This window comes from Mycobacterium sp. NGS24 (assembly GCF_059813065.1).
The window spans coordinates 159133-174035 of the sequence record NZ_JCALDW010000005.1; the positions used below are offsets into that span (position 1 = coordinate 159133).

Below are 14903 nucleotides of genomic sequence, written 5' to 3' on the forward strand. Positions count from 1 at the left end.
GGAGGTTTCTCGGGGCGGGGCTGTCATCACGTCGATCGTAGGCTGTCGGTCATGACCAGTGGGCGACTGTTGCTCGGCGCGACTCCGTTGGGCCTGCCATCGGATGCGTCGCCTCGCCTGATCAGGGCGCTGGCCGAGGCCGACGTAGTGGCCGCCGAGGACACCCGGCGGGTGCGCAACCTGGCCAAGGCGCTCGACATCCGGATCGCGGGCCGGGTGTTGAGCCTGTTCGACCGGGTCGAGTCGACCCGGGTTGGCGCCCTGGTCGAGGCCATCAGCTCCGGGGCGACGGTGCTGGTGGTCAGCGACGCCGGCATGCCGATCATCAGCGATCCCGGCTACCGGCTGACCACGGCGTGCGTCGAGGCCGGCCTGCCCGTGCAGTGCTTACCCGGACCGTCGGCGGTGACGACGGCGCTGGTGGTCTCGGGGCTGCCGGCAGAGAAGTTCTGCTTCGAGGGTTTCGCGCCGCGGAAGGGTTCGGCGCGGCGCAGCTGGCTGGCCTCACTCGCCGAGGAGCGGCGTACCTGTGTGTTCTTCGAGTCGCCGCGTCGGTTGGCAGCCTGCCTGCGTGACGCGGTGGAACAGCTCGGTGGACAGCGTCAAGCGGCGATCTGTCGCGAGCTGACCAAGGTGCACGAGGAAGTGGTGCGCGGCTCGCTGGACGAGTTGGTGGCGTGGACGGCCGGTGGGGTGCTCGGCGAGATCACCGTCGTGCTGGCCGGGGCCAGCCCGCGCACCGACGTGCCCGCCCTGGTGACCGATCTGGTCGTGGAGGTGGAGAACCTGATCGACGGCGGCATCCGGATCAAGGACGCCTGCAGCCATGTCGCCGCCGGTTATCCGGAAGTGCGTCCGCGGCAACTCTACGAAGCGGTTCTGCAGTCCCGGCGCGACGAGTCTGGCGAGGAGTAACCCCTCACGTCAGATGCAGGGCCCCATGGGGATGCACAGCGGCGGGTGCGGCGGCGGGCCGGGCAGTGCCGGCAGGGCCGGTAATGCTGGAAGTGCGGGCAGCCCCGGCAGGCCCGGCAGGGCCGGAAGGCCGGTCGGGATGCCGGCAGCGGCCGCCAGCGCCGGAAGCGCCGCAGCCAGCATGGCCGGGTCCACGCCCGGCAGCGCCGGTGCGCCGCCGAGCAGCGCCGGCAGGGCGGCGGCCAGCATGGCCGGATCCACACCGGGCAGGGCGCCGCCGGCCAGGGCGGGCAGTACCTGGGCCAGCATGGCCGGGTTCAGCGCCGGTAGTGCGGCGGCCAATGCGGGCAGCGCGGCCGTCAGCATCGCCGGATCGATGCCGGGGATCGGGGGCAGACCCGGGATGCCGGCCGTCAGCGCCGGCAGGGCGGCCGCGAGCACGGACGGGTTGACCGCCGAGAGCGTGGGCAGGCCGGGGATGCCGCCGGCCGCTGCCATCGCCAGTACGTCAGTCGGCGACACACCCGGCAGCCCGGGCAGTGCGTTGGAGGCCAGCGACATCAGGCTGGCCGGCGATATGCCGGGCAGTCCCGGCAGGTTCACCCCGGGTAGACCGCCCGCCCCGGCCAGACCGATCAGTCCGGCCGGCGAAATCCCGGGCAGCCCGGGCAGGTTCAGGTTCGGCAGTCCCGGCAGGCTCAACCCCGGCAGCGCCGCCGCCGGCAGGATGGCCCCGGCCGTCGGCAACAGCATGCTGCTGACCGAGCTCAACGCCCCTTGCACGCCGTTCTGTGCGACCGGAAGGATGCCCGATGACTGCAGGGCGTTGTAGGCCAGCACCACGTAGGTGACGGCCAGCGCGCTGGTACTGACCACGCTGGCCACCGTGTTACCGACACCCAGCACGCCGTTGACGACGGCCGATGCGGCGTTCACCCCGTAGGGCAGCCCGGCCAGCCCGGCCATACCGCCGGCGTAACCGTACAGGTCGGGCACACCCGGGATGCCGACGCCGGGAATCGGGCCGATGCCCGGCAGGCCGTCGTTGTAGCCGGGCGGCAGTGCCGCGGCCGGCGGCAGGGACGGGCTGGTGGCGCTCGAGGCATCGGGAAGTATCGCCGAGCCGTTGCTGCCGCCGCCGGGATTGGTGTACGCCGCCGGTGCCGGGCCGGCGGGCCGGGCTAATGCCGACGACGGCGTCTGCGGGGGTTCGATCACCGAGGGTGCGGCCTTGGGTGCCACCGCAGACGGCTTGCCGGTTTCCGGCATCAGCACCGACGCGAGTTTGTCGCACTGCTTGCCGGCGGTGCAGGTGCCGCCGGACAGGACCTTGCTCTGGTTGGAGACGGTCAGCGGCGCAACCGCCAGTGCGCCACCCAGGACGACCGCCGCCGCAGCGCCGACGATGGCAACTCTCATGACAGACCTTTCGCACCCGCTCGCGTCCCTGATGCGCGAAAACACGCATCGATGGCAGCAGCTTATGCGCACCCGGCGACTCATGTGGGCGTTCGGCGAAATCCGCGGCAGCTGCTTGAGCCGCTCGATATTTGCTCAGCTAACTCACGCGACTGGAGGTGGTGCTGGGCAGGCCGATCACCGGAGCGGCCTTGTGCAGACATTCCGCCCACTCGGCGGCGGGTACAGAATCGGCGGTTATCCCGCCGCCGACACCGAGGACGGCCTGACCCTCAGCATCGAATTCGACGGTGCGGATCGCGACATTCAACTCGCAACCGGCCACCGGAGATATCAAACCAATTGTGCCGCAGTATATTCCGCGCCGACGATGTTCCCACTGTGAAATGAGTTGGCGGGCACGGATTTTAGGAGTACCGGTAACCGATGCCGGGGGAAAAGCGGCGTCCAGCAGCGCTGCGGTCGGCAGCTCGGGTTGCACCCGCGCCGAGACCGTGGACACCAGATGCCATACGCCCGGCGCGCGCCTGACCACCAACAACTCCGGAACAGTGACAGTGCCGGTAATCGCTACCCGGCCAAGGTCATTACGGACCAGGTCCACGATCATGATGTTCTCGGCCACTTCCTTGGGAGATGCCCGCAGTGCCGACGGCCAGGCGTCCAGCGGCAGGGTGCCCTTGATCGGACTGGACGTCACGAACTCACCCCGACGGCGCAGGAACAGCTCGGGAGACAGCGAGGCCACCGCACCCCACCGTCCGGCGAGATAGGCGGCCCGGGACGGGGCGGTGCGGGCGATACCGTCGGCGAAGAAATCCAGCGACGAACCACGCACCGTCCCGGTGAACTGAGTGCAGACGCACGCCTGGTAGACCTCGCCGGCGCGTATCGCATCCAAACACGCCAGCACACCTTTGTAGTGTGCTGCCCGGTCTGCGGCATCCCATTCGATCTGGCACATTGGTGCCGTTCTTGCTGCCGGGGCCGCCAAGGAGTCGGCCAGCCAATCCGGCATCGCGGCACCCGAGAGGCTCTCGTACCACCACACCCCGGCGGGGTCGCGGCGCAGTACGCAGTCGGTCCAGCCACCGGCCGCCTCGGGAATCCGGTGTGGCCGTCCGTCCGCGCCGGGATCGGGGTAGGACAGGTAGCCGATCCAGCCGCCTCCCACGGCACTGAGCTGCGATGACACCGCACCCGCAGTCCCGGCGAACGCGTCGCGCACGGCGACTGGCCGCACTGCGACGCTGGGGGCGATCACGGCCAGCGCGCCGAACCACTCGCCGGTCAGCGCCGCCGGCGGCGGCAGGCCCAGGCGCACTGTGGCACGGCCGACCGCGCGCAGCACCTGCGGTGCGCCGCCCAGATCGCCGAGACGCTCGATTCGCACCGCCCTAGCTTGACAGAACGGCGGATTTCCGCACGCCAGGGTGGTATCAGCGCCGACTGATCTGTCGCGGGTTGCCCAGGGCCACCAATTTCTCCGGGTTGCGCATCGCATAGAAGTTGGTGATCTTGTCCCCGACGATCTCCACGGTGATCACACCCTGCAGTTGACCGCCCAGGTACAGCACCACGGCCGGGGCGCTGTTGCAGGTGACGGTCTGCACCTGCAGTTGCGCCTGCGTCTTGCGCAGCAGACCGATAATCGCCTTGGCCACCTTCTCGGCACCCGCGATGGGTTTGCGGGCTGCAGTGGCCTTGCCGCCGCCGTCGGCCATCCAGACCGCGTCCGGCGCGAGCATTTCCAGCAGCGCCGCCACGTCGCCGTCGGCCGCTGTGGTGAGGAACTGCCGGGTGATCTGCGCGTTGCGCTCCGGGTCGACGTCGCCGAACCGTTTGCGCCGCGCCTGGACGTGTTCCCGCGCCCGGTGCGCGATCTGGCGCACGGTCGGCGTGGGTCTGCCGACTGCGCCGGCAATCTCGGCGTAGTCGAAGCCGAACACCTCCCGCAGCACGAACACCGCGCGCTCGTCCGGGCTCAGTGTCTCCAACAGCACCAACATGGCCATCGAAACCGATTCCGCCAGAACGACATCGGCCGCCGCATCCTGGTCGTCGAGCAGCAGCGGTTCGGGCAGCCAGGGTCCGACGTACTCCTCCCGACGCCGGGCCTGGGCCCGCAATGCGTTGAGTGACTGGCGGGTGACCAGCTGGGCCAGGTAGGACTTGGTGTCGCGGACCGTCGCCAGGTCCACCTCCGCCCAGCGCAGGTAGCTGTCCTGCAGCACGTCGTCGGCTTCGGTTGCCGCACCCAAGATCTCGTAGGCGATGGTGAACAGCAGCGGGTGCAGCAGGGTGAATCGTTCTGCGTGCCCGCCGCTGTCCTTCGGCGGCTGCGTCAACGGACCGCGACCTGCTCGTCACGGGTCAGCTGCGCGGGTCGGCGACCACCCTTGAGCCAGCGGTACCAGCCGGGCTTGGCGCTCTCCTTGCGCAGGCCCCACACCGTGCCCTTGCAGACCACCTCTTTGATCGACGCGGCCAGCCGGCCACCGATGTAGAACCTGATCGGGGTGTCGTCGGTGCGGGCCAGCTGAATGGTGCCGTAGCGGCGCCCGACGCTGACGCACTGCCCGGTGAAGGCCTGGTTCAGCGCGGCCGGCGCGGTCCCGGCGACGCGAGCCAGCACGGTGTTGGCGGCTTGGGCGGCCAGCGGGATCGCCGCCTGGCAGCTCATCCGCAGCGGCTGGTTGGACGGTGCGGCAGCGTCCCCGGCGGCCACGATGCGCTGGTCGGTGATGCTGGTCAGCGTTTCGTCGGTGAGCAGACGGCCCAGCGTGTCGGTGCGCAGACCGCTGCGGGTGGCCAGGTCCGGCACGCCGAATCCGGCCGTCCACACCGTCACCGCGCTGGGCGCGATCGTCCCGTCACCGAACACCACCGAATTCCACCGCACCTCGCTGACGGTGGCGGACTCGAGCACGGTGACACCCAGCTTGCGCAGGTGCCGCGCCACCGAACGCCGGCCCGGGCCACTCAACGACGGACCCAGGATGCCCCCGCAGGCCAGGGTCACCGGAAATCCCCGCTCGGCGAGTTCGCCGGCCGCCTCGATACCGGTCAAGCCGCCGCCGACCACGGTCACAGTGGCGGTGTCGGGCAGGTCGGCCAGCGCGTAGTGCAGTCGTTGCGCGTCTTCCAGTTCAGCGAGGCTGTAGGCGTACTCGGCCGCGCCGGGCACCGCGACCGGGGTGGCGCCGGTGCTGCCGACCGCATAGATCAGGTAGTCATATTCCAGCGCGCCCCCCGAGGCCAGCGACACCCGCCGCGCGGGTGCGTGGATGTGCTCGGCGCTGTCGACGACCAGACGGATGCCGCCGCCCAGCAGGGTGCCGTAGTCGACGGTGGCGGTGCCGCTCCCGGCGGCCAGTTGGTGCAGGCGGATCCGCTCCACGAATTGCGGACGGGGGTTGACCAGGGTGATGTCAACGTCGGCGCGCAGCCGAAGGTGGTTGGCGGCCATCGTCCCGGCGTAGCCACCGCCGATCACGACGACGCGCGTGCGGGCGCCGGACGGTTCGAACATTTCAGACATCGTTGTCTCCGTTTCTGGTGCGGGGTTATGTACTGGAGACACCGCAGCCCGCCAAAGCGTGACAACGGCGGCCGGCTTTGTGAGCTGTCTCACGTTCGCCGGCCGGGAGTCCGGCCCGCGGGCGGGCAGGGTGACCAATATTTCAGCGGCCGGATCGGGGCCGCGTGCTAATCTCAGATGACTGACAAACCATCCGTGACCTGCGCCGGTCCGGGTACTTTCCCAGGCAACCAGGCCGATTGAGAGCCATCCGAAGGGCTGCTTCGATTTTCGTCGGCAGGCATCGGGAAGCCGCGGCCCGCGGAGACTGCCGCTCACTGGGTTAGTCGCCCATACTGGGTGCAGTCGTTCGACACGTGCCCAGACGGAGGACCCGGTGCCGCGCAGCTTGGACCTCGTGGTCACCTCCGTAGCTACCCAGCTCATGGAGGCGACAGCGTCGACCGCTACGCAGGTCAGCGAGAAGGTCCTGGCCCAGCTCGTCGAGCAGTTCGACGTCGACGCCAGTTTCCTGCGTCACCACGACCACGACATCCGTGCCTCGGTGCTGGTCGCGGAATGGCCGCCACGTACCGACGTTCCAGACCCGGACCCGCAGGCGGTGGTGCACTTCACCAGCGCCGATCCGGTACTCGCGCAGTGTGAGCACGGCCGCAAGCCGGTGGTGATCCGGCCCGACCAGAGCAACCGGACCCTGCCGCGCTGGGTCGGCGGCGCCAAGCACACGGCTTCGCCGTCGGTAGCTGCTGCACCGCTGGTCTCGGGGGACAAGACCACCGGGGTGCTGGGTTTCGTCAAATTCGGCGCCCGGAAATGGAAGCAAGAGGAAATCAACACCCTCGAGGCGGTGGCGGCGCTGTTCGCCCAGCTGCAGGCCCGGATCGCCGCCGAGGAGAAGCTGCGTTACCTCGCCGAGCATGACGACCTGACCGGGTTGTACAACCGTCGGGCGCTGGTGGCGCACCTGTCCGACCGGCTGGCCAGTGGCAATCCCGGCCCCGTTGCAGTGCTCTACATGGACCTGGACCGGTTGAAGTCGATCAACGACTACCTCGGCCACACCGCCGGCGACTGGTTCATCCGCGTCTTCGCCCAGCGGCTGCGGGTGTGCGCCGGAAGTCAGAGCATGATTGCCCGACTGGGCGGCGACGAATTCGTCGTCATCCCCGACCAGACCATGTCCAGTGGCGCGGCCGAATCCTTCGCCCGCCGGCTCGGCACCATGCTGCGCGAACGGCTGTCGATCGGCGGCCACCAGATCACCCGCACGGTCAGCATCGGGCTGGCGGTCGGCATGCCGGGCCGCGACAACAGCACCGACCTGCTGCGCCGGGCCGACGAGGCGGTGCTGACGGCCAAACGGGCCGGCGGTAACCAGGTCGCCCTGTCCACCGACGACATGTCGCTCAAGAGCGCTTTCCGCAACGACATCGAACTGCACCTGCAGGGCGACATCGACAGTGAAGCCCTGCTGCTGCACTACCTACCCGAGGTCGACCTGTGGACCGGCGCCATCGTGGCAGCCGAAGCGCTGGTGCGCTGGCGGCACCCGATCTGGGGTCTGTTGCTGCCGGATTCGTTCATCGGCGTCGCCGAATCCACCAATCTCGCCGGTGAACTCGGCCGCTGGGTGATGCGCAGCGCCTGCGCCGAATTCAGCCGCTGGCGGTCCAACGGGGTGGGGCAGAGCGCGATCCTGCGCATCAACGTCTCGCCCGTGCAACTGATCACCCGCGGCTTTGTCCGCACCGTCGCCGATACCATCGAAGAGTTCGGCATCGACGGGGGCTCGGTGTGCCTCGAGATCACCGAGCGTGCGGTGGTGCACGACATCGAAGCGACCCGCAAGACGCTGCATGAGCTCAAAGAGGTCGGTGTGCAGATCGCGATCGACGACTTCGGCACCGGCTACGCGGTGCTGTCGCATTTGAAGTCGCTGCCCGTGGACATGCTCAAGATCGATACCGGCTTCGTCCGCGACCTCGGCACCAACGCCGGTGACCTGGCGATCGTGCGCGCCATTATCGGTCTGGCCGAGGCGTTCGGGCTGCAACTGGTCGCCGAGGGAGTCGAAACCCCGGCTGCCGCACTGACTTTGATGCAACACGGATGCCACCGGGCGCAGGGATTCCTGTTGTCGCGCCCCGTTCCGGGCGACGCCATGGAGGCGTTGCTGTCCGCGCGCTGGATGCCGATGCCGTTCCTCGCCGACCGCGAGGCGCTCACGCTCGGCGCAATCTGACCCAAGCAGAGAATGGTTCGAACAATCAGAAAATTCACGTTAATCGCTGTCGCGTGCGTGACCGTCGTGGTCGCCGGCACGGCTCTGTTGATCGGCGGATGCGGTCGCAACCACACCGATCCCGGTCCGTTGACGGCGATGGTGAGTCCGGCAATCCCGGCGGCCGCCCAGGAAATATCCAACCCGCTGCGCGGCCAGTACGAGAACCTGCTGGAACCGCTGTTTCCGCAGGGGGATACCGCGCAGCAACGGTATCCGGCGTGGCCCGCGTCCTTCGACGCCAGCCTGCGGGTGACCTGGCGCCAGCTGCAACCGGTCGACCCGGCCACGCTGCCGCCGGACGCGCCGGATGAGCTCAGGTTCGACTTCAGCGTCATCGACGACGCGTTGAACAAGCTGGCCGAACGCCACATGCGGCTGACGCTGCGGGTCCAGGCCTACAACTCCTGCTGCAACGTCACCTATCCGAACAACACCAATATCGAGATTCCCGACTGGGAACGCGCCAAGTCGACCACCAGCATCAGCTACAACGGACCGGCCACCGGGCCGGCGGCCGGGGTGACGCAGGTGGTGCCGAACTTCAACGACCCCACCTACCTCCACGATTTCGGGCAGTTGCTGGCCGCGCTCGGCCGACGCTACGACAACGACGAACGGCTCAGCGTCTTCGAGTTCTCCGGTTACGGGGACTTCAGCGAAAACCACATCTCGTTCTTGAAGGAGGCGCTGAACGCGCCGGGTCCGGCGCCGCAGGACAGTGAACGTCTGCTGGGGTATTACAGCCAGTACGGCGACCAGAACATCACCAAGGCGTCCATCACCGAGCTGGTGGCGGCCAACGTCAATGCCTTCCCGCACACCCAGCTGATTGCCACGCCGAACAACCCGGAGATCATGCGGCAGCTGTTGGCCGACGATGTCACCAGGAAACTGGTCGCGCCGGTCGGTGTCCGGTCGGACTGCCTCGGCGTCTACGCGCCGCTACCCACCTGGGCCGAATCCTCGTCGCACTATGCGCAGACCCAGGATCCGCTGGTCCAACAGCTCACCGAACGCCTCGCGAAGGCGCCGGTGATCACCGAGTGGTGTCAGCTGCCGAACGGGATCACCCCGCAGCAGTACTACGAGAAGGGTCTGCGCGACGTGATTCGCTATCACGTGTCGATGACGTCGAGCACCAACTTCCCGGACCAGGACGCGACCTCGCCGATGGATCCCAAACTGTATGTCCTGTGGGCACAGGCCAACGCCGTTGCCGGGTACCGCTATTCGGTGGAAGCCCGGCCAGGTTCGCAGTCGCTGCAGGACAAGGTCGCCTCAATCTCGGTCAACTGGACCAACTTCGGTGCTGCCGCGGCGACCGAGAAGTGGACCGTGAGCTACCGGGTGGTCGACTTCGCCGGACAGACGGTACGAACCCTGCCCGGCACCGTAGACCTCAGAACCCTGGTGCCCGACGCGTCCGGCGACCGCAATGTCGACCAACCACCGCCGGCGTCGGCGACCGAGACGGTGAAAGTCGACCTCAAAGGTCTGCCGCCGGGCCACTACACGGTGCGCGCCGCCGTCGAGTGGCAACAGCACAAGCCCAACGGCTCGCATGCCGTGACCTATCCGCCCATGCGGCTGGCGCGCGACGGCCGCGACGACTCCGGCTTCTATCCGATAGCCACCCTCGATGTGCCCCGTGCGACGCTGGCAACCCCGGCCGCGTCGTGACCGAAAAGTGCCGCTACTTGCGGCGGCGGCCCTGCGGCCGGTATGCAGACAGAACTGACGCTATTCAGGCGGCGTCCGCTCAGGAGGTTTAGTGGGGGATGGATTTCCGTACCTTTGTTCGGACTCTCCTGCTGCATTGGAAGCTCTTCACGGGCGCGGTGCTGGCGTGTTTGGCTGGGGCAGCGGCCATTACGGTTCTGCAGACCAAGAGTTATGAGTCCACGGCCACCGTCTTGTTGTCGTTCTCGGGTGAGACGGATCTGATGCAGGTGTACCAGGGCACGCAGGCCGCGCAGGAACGATTGTCGTCGTATGCGGCGATCGCCGGCGGGCACGCGGTGGCCGAACGTGCGGTGGCGCAGTTCCACCTCCCGATCAGCCCGGACGACCTGGCCAACCAGACCAAGGTGGCGTTCACGCCGAAGTCCACCCTGTTCACCATCACCGTCACCGACACCGATCCCAATCGGGCCGCGAAGCTGGCCAAGGCCGTCGCCGACGAGTTCACCCTGATGGTCGGCACGCTGGGCGGCAGTCCGAAGGCGCCGGGCGCGCCGGCGAGCACCGCTACGTCGCAGCCCCCGTCGCCGACGCCGTCGGCTCCGCCTACCGACGGCGAGCAACCCACCCCGACACCACCCACCGAGACGACGACGACGTCGGAAACAGCGACGACGCCAACGAACCCGAACGGTACGGTGCTGCCGGTGGCCCGTGCGACGGTCATCGAACAGCCCGGGGTGCCGGACAAGCCGTCGAAGCCGGTACCGGTGCGCAACATGGCGATGGGTCTGGTGGCTGGTCTGTTGTTGGGCACCGGGGTGGCGCTGACCCGCGAGGCCGCCGACCGCACGGTGCGCGACCGCGCGAAGCTGGAGAACCTCACCGGTCTGCCGACGCTGGCCGAGTTGCCCGGACACCGGGGCAACGCACCACGATTCGGCACCGACATCTCGTTCGACGACGCGGTGCGCGGCCTGCGGGCGCGGCTGCTGCGGGCGATGGGACCCGGCGCCAACCGGGTGCTGCTGACCGCGCCCTTCGGCGGCGAGGGGACCACGACGACCGCGATCAACCTGTCCCGGGCCTTCGCCGAACTCGGTGAGGACGTGCTGTTGATCGAAGGCGACACCCGGCGACCGGTGATCGCGCCGCTGCTGAAAGTCGAATCGGGGGAGGGACTGTCCAATGCGCTGTCCAACCCCGAGATCGCCACCGAGGCCACCAAGCCGACGTCGATTCCCAAGCTGTTCGTGCTGGCGGCGCGCTCGGTACGCCGCGAAACCCTGCCCATCAGCGCGTATCTGCCCGAGGTGTTGGACACGGTGCTCAAGGATGTCGCGAAGACGTTCGAGCGGACGGTTGTCGACGGCCCGGCGGTGCTGGCGACAGCCGACTCGGGTCTGCTCGGCGGCGCGGTGGATGCCACGGTGCTGGTGGCCCGGGCCGGGCGCACCACCGAGGACGAGCTGTCCGACGCGCTGACCGCACTGCGGGCGGCCGGTGCCAACGTGGTGGGCACGGTGCTGACCGACGCCCGGATCGCCCGGCACACCCGGGCGGCCACCCGCACCTACCGCGCCAAGGTCAGTGGCCCGGCGTGATTCTCTACCTGCGGAGTCGTCATCGCCTGGCGGTGGCCGCCGTGGTGTTGACGGTGTTTCTGCTGGGCTGCTTCGTTTACGGCGCACTGTCGGTGCGCAACACCACGCAGGGCATCATGCTGGTGGGGTTGACGTTCTTCCTGATCGTCTATTGGGCCAAACCGGAATTGATGATCGGGTTGGCCCTGTTTCTGGACTTCGCGGCGCTGCCGCAAGGCCTGCACGTCGGCAAAGTGGTTGGGCCCGTGTCGATTTACGCCTCGCACGTGGTGCTGATTCTGGCGATCTGCTTCGTGCTGCCCGTGGTGCGGCTGCGCATGTCCGAGTACCTGTTGCCGGGGATGTTCGCGCTGACAGTGATCTACTTTGCCGCGGTTGGGTTTTCGACCGGACACAATCCCGCGATCGTGGTGCGCGAAGCGACTTTCCTGTTCGAGATGATCGCGGGTTTTGTGCTGGCGCTGGTGATTGTGTACGGCGACTACATCCTGCTCTCGATCCACGCGATGGCGTTCACGCTGTGGTTTTCAGCGGGAATGGCGTTGCTCGCTTCGTCGGGCGGTATCCGACTGGCGGGCCGGACCGAGAGTCTGCAGGCCGACACCGGCGACGCCGCCAACCGGGTGATCACCAACAGCCTGATACCGGCCATCGCCGTGCTCACCGCGCTGGTCGCCGCGCAGATCGCCGGGCGGGTGAAGCCGATCGCCTACCTCGCGCTCGGTCTTCCGGCACTGGTCATCGCCGTTCTTGCGTTCTCCCGCAACACAATACTGTCGGTGGGCGTCGCCGCCATCGTCGCGTTCTTCGCCAGCATGGGCTGGTCTGCGGTGCGCCGGGCCGCGCGGCTGGCGCTCACCGGGGCCGGAATTCTGGCGGTGACGATTCCCGGTGCGCTGTTCCTGCTGGGCGATTCGTCGGCGGGGGTGTGGCTGGCCCACCAGATCACCGGCTTCAGTCACCGGGTGCTGGGTCGATCGACCGGCGCCGCACTGACCGCCGACCCGTCGACGCTGGCCAGATTCGCCGAGGACCGACATCTGAACGAGGAGATCGCGGCGGCGCCGGTGTTCGGCCACGGGCTCGGTTATGCCTATCAGTTGCCGTTCGGGGGCGGTGACGATCCCAACGAATTCACCGAGACGCTGGGCACCACGTATGCGCACAATTTCTACCTGTGGTGGCTGGCCAAGTCCGGTGCGGTGGGGATGACGGCGTTCGCCGTGTTCGCGCTGACCCCTTTGGTACGGGCGCTGCGCAGCGCGTCGGTGCCGGCGAAGATCAGCGCGGCGACAGCCACCGGCCTGTTGGTGATGTCCATCATCGATCCGTTGCCAGAGGACCCGGCCAACTCGATGACGTTGGGTCTGGCGCTGGGTGCGGCGTTGGCGTTCGCCAAGGTCGGCCGGCGATCAGCCAAATACGCTGAAGCGCAGGAATTTGCAGCTGATGTGCCGGCTGACCCCGCACCGGCGGCACAGGCGGCCCGGTGACGGCGAAGCGGCCGGCGCTGCGGGTTTTGGTGGTGGGTCCGGCGCCGGCGCAGGCGGCCAGCCGTGGCGGCATGGCCACGGTGATCACCCTGATGGCTGCGCACCCCGATGACCGCGTCCGGATCACCGTGGTGCCCACCTACATCGAGGGTTCCTTCTGGTACCGGCGCTGGGTCGGTCTGTCCGGGATGCTGCGCGCCACCTGGCTGCTGCTGCGGGATCGGGCCGACGTTCTGCACATCCACCTCGCGCACGGCGGCAGCGTGGTGCGCAAGGCGTTGCCGTTGGCGGCGGCGCGGCTGGCCAAGGTGCCCACCGTGGTGCACGCGCACAGCTACGACTTCGGCGGCTGGTTCGACGGGTTGCCGCCGTGGGCGCAGTGGGTGGTTCGGCGGGTGCTGGTGGCCGACCAGTGGTTGGTGTTGGGCACCCGGCACGTCCAGGAATACGCCGACCGACTGCGGTTGGCCGACGACCGGATCCAGGTGCTCAACAACGCCGTGCCGATTCCGCACCGCCCGGTCGCTCAGTCGAATGTCGAAGCGGTACATGCGGTTTCGCTGGGTAGGCTGGGTGTGCGCAAGGGCAGTTATGACCTGATCGACGCCGTCGCCGCCCTCGATCCCGAAATTCGCGGCCGGCTACGGTTGACGCTGGCCGGCGACGGTGAGGTGGACCAGGCACGCGCGGCGGTGGCGACGGCCGGCGTCGCGGACACGATTCATGTTGCGGGATGGGTGGATCCAGCGGCCAGGGACGAATTGCTCGGCGCCGCACACATCTTCGTGCTGCCGAGTTACGACGAGGGCTTACCGATGGCGTTGCTGGAGGCGATGGCCTACGGCCTGGCGCCGGTGACGACGGTGGTGGGCAGCATCGGCGAGGCGATCACCGACCGGGTGAATGGTCTGGTGGTCGAGCCCGGCCGTCCCGACCAGATCGCAGCTGCACTGACCGAACTACTCAAGGACGATGCGCTGCGCGCCGAGCTCGGCGCAGCGGCCCGCGACCGGGCCGGGGACTTCGGCCTGGACCGCTGGTATCGGCGGCTGGATCAGGTGTGGGCGGATGTGCGTGCCACCGCCGGGGAAGGTGAGACATTGTCAGCGAAAGACCGCTTGCTGCACAGCAGCGCCGCCAATTGGGCGGCGAAGTTCGTGACGGTGCGCAACGTGGGCCGGGTGCTGGGCCGGACCGCGATGGCGACGGCGACCGAGGCGTTGTGGCGCCGCCGGTCGACCCAGGATCTGGCCATGGTCGTGGCAGATCACTTCTCGCCCAGCGGCGCAACCGTGGTCGACGTCGGCGCCAGCTGGGGGCTGTTCACCTATCACCTGGCTCGCCGGGTCGGAAAGTCCGGTCAGGTCTACAGTTTCGAGCCGCACCCGGACAACGCGCCGATGTTACGCAAGCTCGACCGGGCGCTGCCCTACGTCCACTTCAACCAGGCCGCGGTTTCCGACGAGCCCGGCACCGCGCAACTGTTGGTGCCCGCGCGGCACAACCGGCAGGTGACGGCGCAGGGCAGCCTGGCGCACGGGTTCGACGGGCAGGGGGTGGACGTCCGCAAGATCGACGTGCCCCTGGTTCGCCTCGACGACGTGTTGACCGACGTTGCCGTCGACTTCGTCAAGATCGATGTCGAAGGACACGAGATGTCCGTTCTGCGTGGGGGTTCGGCGATGTTCCGGCGCTGCCGGCCGACCATCCTGATCGAGATCGAGCAGCGGCACCTGTCGGTGCCCATCGCGGAGGTCTTCCGGCTGATCGAGGATCTCGGTTACCACCTGTTCTACGTCCGCGACACGGCGCTGCGGCCGATCGCTGATTTCGACGTGGCGCGCGACCAGGTGTCGATGGTGGATTCGGGTGAGTTCCATCCCTTCGCCATGCCGAAGGGGTACGTGCATGACTTCTGCGCGGTCTCGTCGCCGGAGTTGGTGTCGGCGTTTGTGCGCTGAACTTAC

Annotated in this window: 10 protein-coding genes; 6 read left to right on the forward strand and 4 right to left on the reverse strand. The window is 68.3% G+C overall.

Features of this window, described 5'->3' with window-relative positions:
* Nucleotides 1-51: 51 nt before the first annotated feature.
* Entirely contained in the window at nt 52-915 is an 864-nt protein-coding gene (rsmI, locus tag AC5Y6Y_RS09785; RefSeq protein ID WP_499929794.1) for a 16S rRNA (cytidine(1402)-2'-O)-methyltransferase, read from the forward strand.
* A 9-nt stretch (nt 916-924) separates the two neighbouring features.
* Here rsmI and AC5Y6Y_RS09790 read toward each other — a convergent pair whose 3' ends face one another.
* From AC5Y6Y_RS09790 to AC5Y6Y_RS09805, 4 genes are all read right to left on the reverse strand, one after another.
* Nucleotides 925-2334, reverse strand: a complete 1410-nt coding sequence (locus AC5Y6Y_RS09790; protein WP_499929796.1) for a hypothetical protein — start codon at nt 2332-2334, stop codon at nt 925-927.
* 139 nt (nt 2335-2473) lie between these two features.
* Complete coding sequence (locus tag AC5Y6Y_RS09795) at nt 2474-3727, reverse strand: aminodeoxychorismate synthase component I (protein ID WP_499929798.1); 1254 nt, start codon at nt 3725-3727, stop codon at nt 2474-2476.
* Nucleotides 3728-3773: 46 nt separating this feature from the next.
* Nucleotides 3774-4682 (reverse strand): RNA polymerase sigma-70 factor, encoded by a 909-nt coding sequence (locus AC5Y6Y_RS09800; protein ID WP_463827436.1) that lies wholly within the window; start codon nt 4680-4682, stop codon nt 3774-3776.
* Nucleotides 4679-5866 carry an NAD(P)/FAD-dependent oxidoreductase gene (locus AC5Y6Y_RS09805; protein ID WP_499929901.1) on the reverse strand — a complete coding sequence of 396 codons (1188 nt, stop codon included), beginning with the start codon at nt 5864-5866 and terminating at the stop codon, nt 4679-4681. Before AC5Y6Y_RS09805 ends, AC5Y6Y_RS09800 begins: the two co-directional genes overlap by 4 nt.
* A 385-nt stretch (nt 5867-6251) precedes the next feature.
* On the opposite strand from AC5Y6Y_RS09805, the gene AC5Y6Y_RS09810 reads away from it, so the two are divergent.
* The 5 genes from AC5Y6Y_RS09810 (at nt 6252) to AC5Y6Y_RS09830 (ending at nt 14897) form a co-directional block, all read left to right on the forward strand.
* Complete coding sequence (locus AC5Y6Y_RS09810) at nt 6252-8117, forward strand: putative bifunctional diguanylate cyclase/phosphodiesterase (protein ID WP_463827437.1); 1866 nt, start codon at nt 6252-6254, stop codon at nt 8115-8117.
* 138 nt (nt 8118-8255) lie between these two features.
* Entirely contained in the window at nt 8256-9839 is a 1584-nt protein-coding gene (locus AC5Y6Y_RS09815) for a copper resistance CopC family protein (RefSeq protein WP_499929903.1), read from the forward strand.
* Nucleotides 9840-9937: 98 nt separating this feature from the next.
* Nucleotides 9938-11443, forward strand: a complete 1506-nt coding sequence (locus AC5Y6Y_RS09820) for a tyrosine-protein kinase domain-containing protein (RefSeq protein ID WP_499929800.1) — start codon at nt 9938-9940, stop codon at nt 11441-11443.
* Nucleotides 11440-12936, forward strand: a complete 1497-nt coding sequence (locus AC5Y6Y_RS09825) for an O-antigen ligase family protein (RefSeq protein ID WP_499924683.1) — start codon at nt 11440-11442, stop codon at nt 12934-12936. The genes AC5Y6Y_RS09820 and AC5Y6Y_RS09825 overlap by 4 nt, the downstream gene beginning before the upstream one ends.
* Nucleotides 12933-14897 carry an FkbM family methyltransferase gene (locus tag AC5Y6Y_RS09830; protein ID WP_499929802.1) on the forward strand — a complete coding sequence of 655 codons (1965 nt, stop codon included), beginning with the start codon at nt 12933-12935 and terminating at the stop codon, nt 14895-14897. Before AC5Y6Y_RS09825 ends, AC5Y6Y_RS09830 begins: the two co-directional genes overlap by 4 nt.
* Nucleotides 14898-14903: the final 6 nt, after the last annotated feature.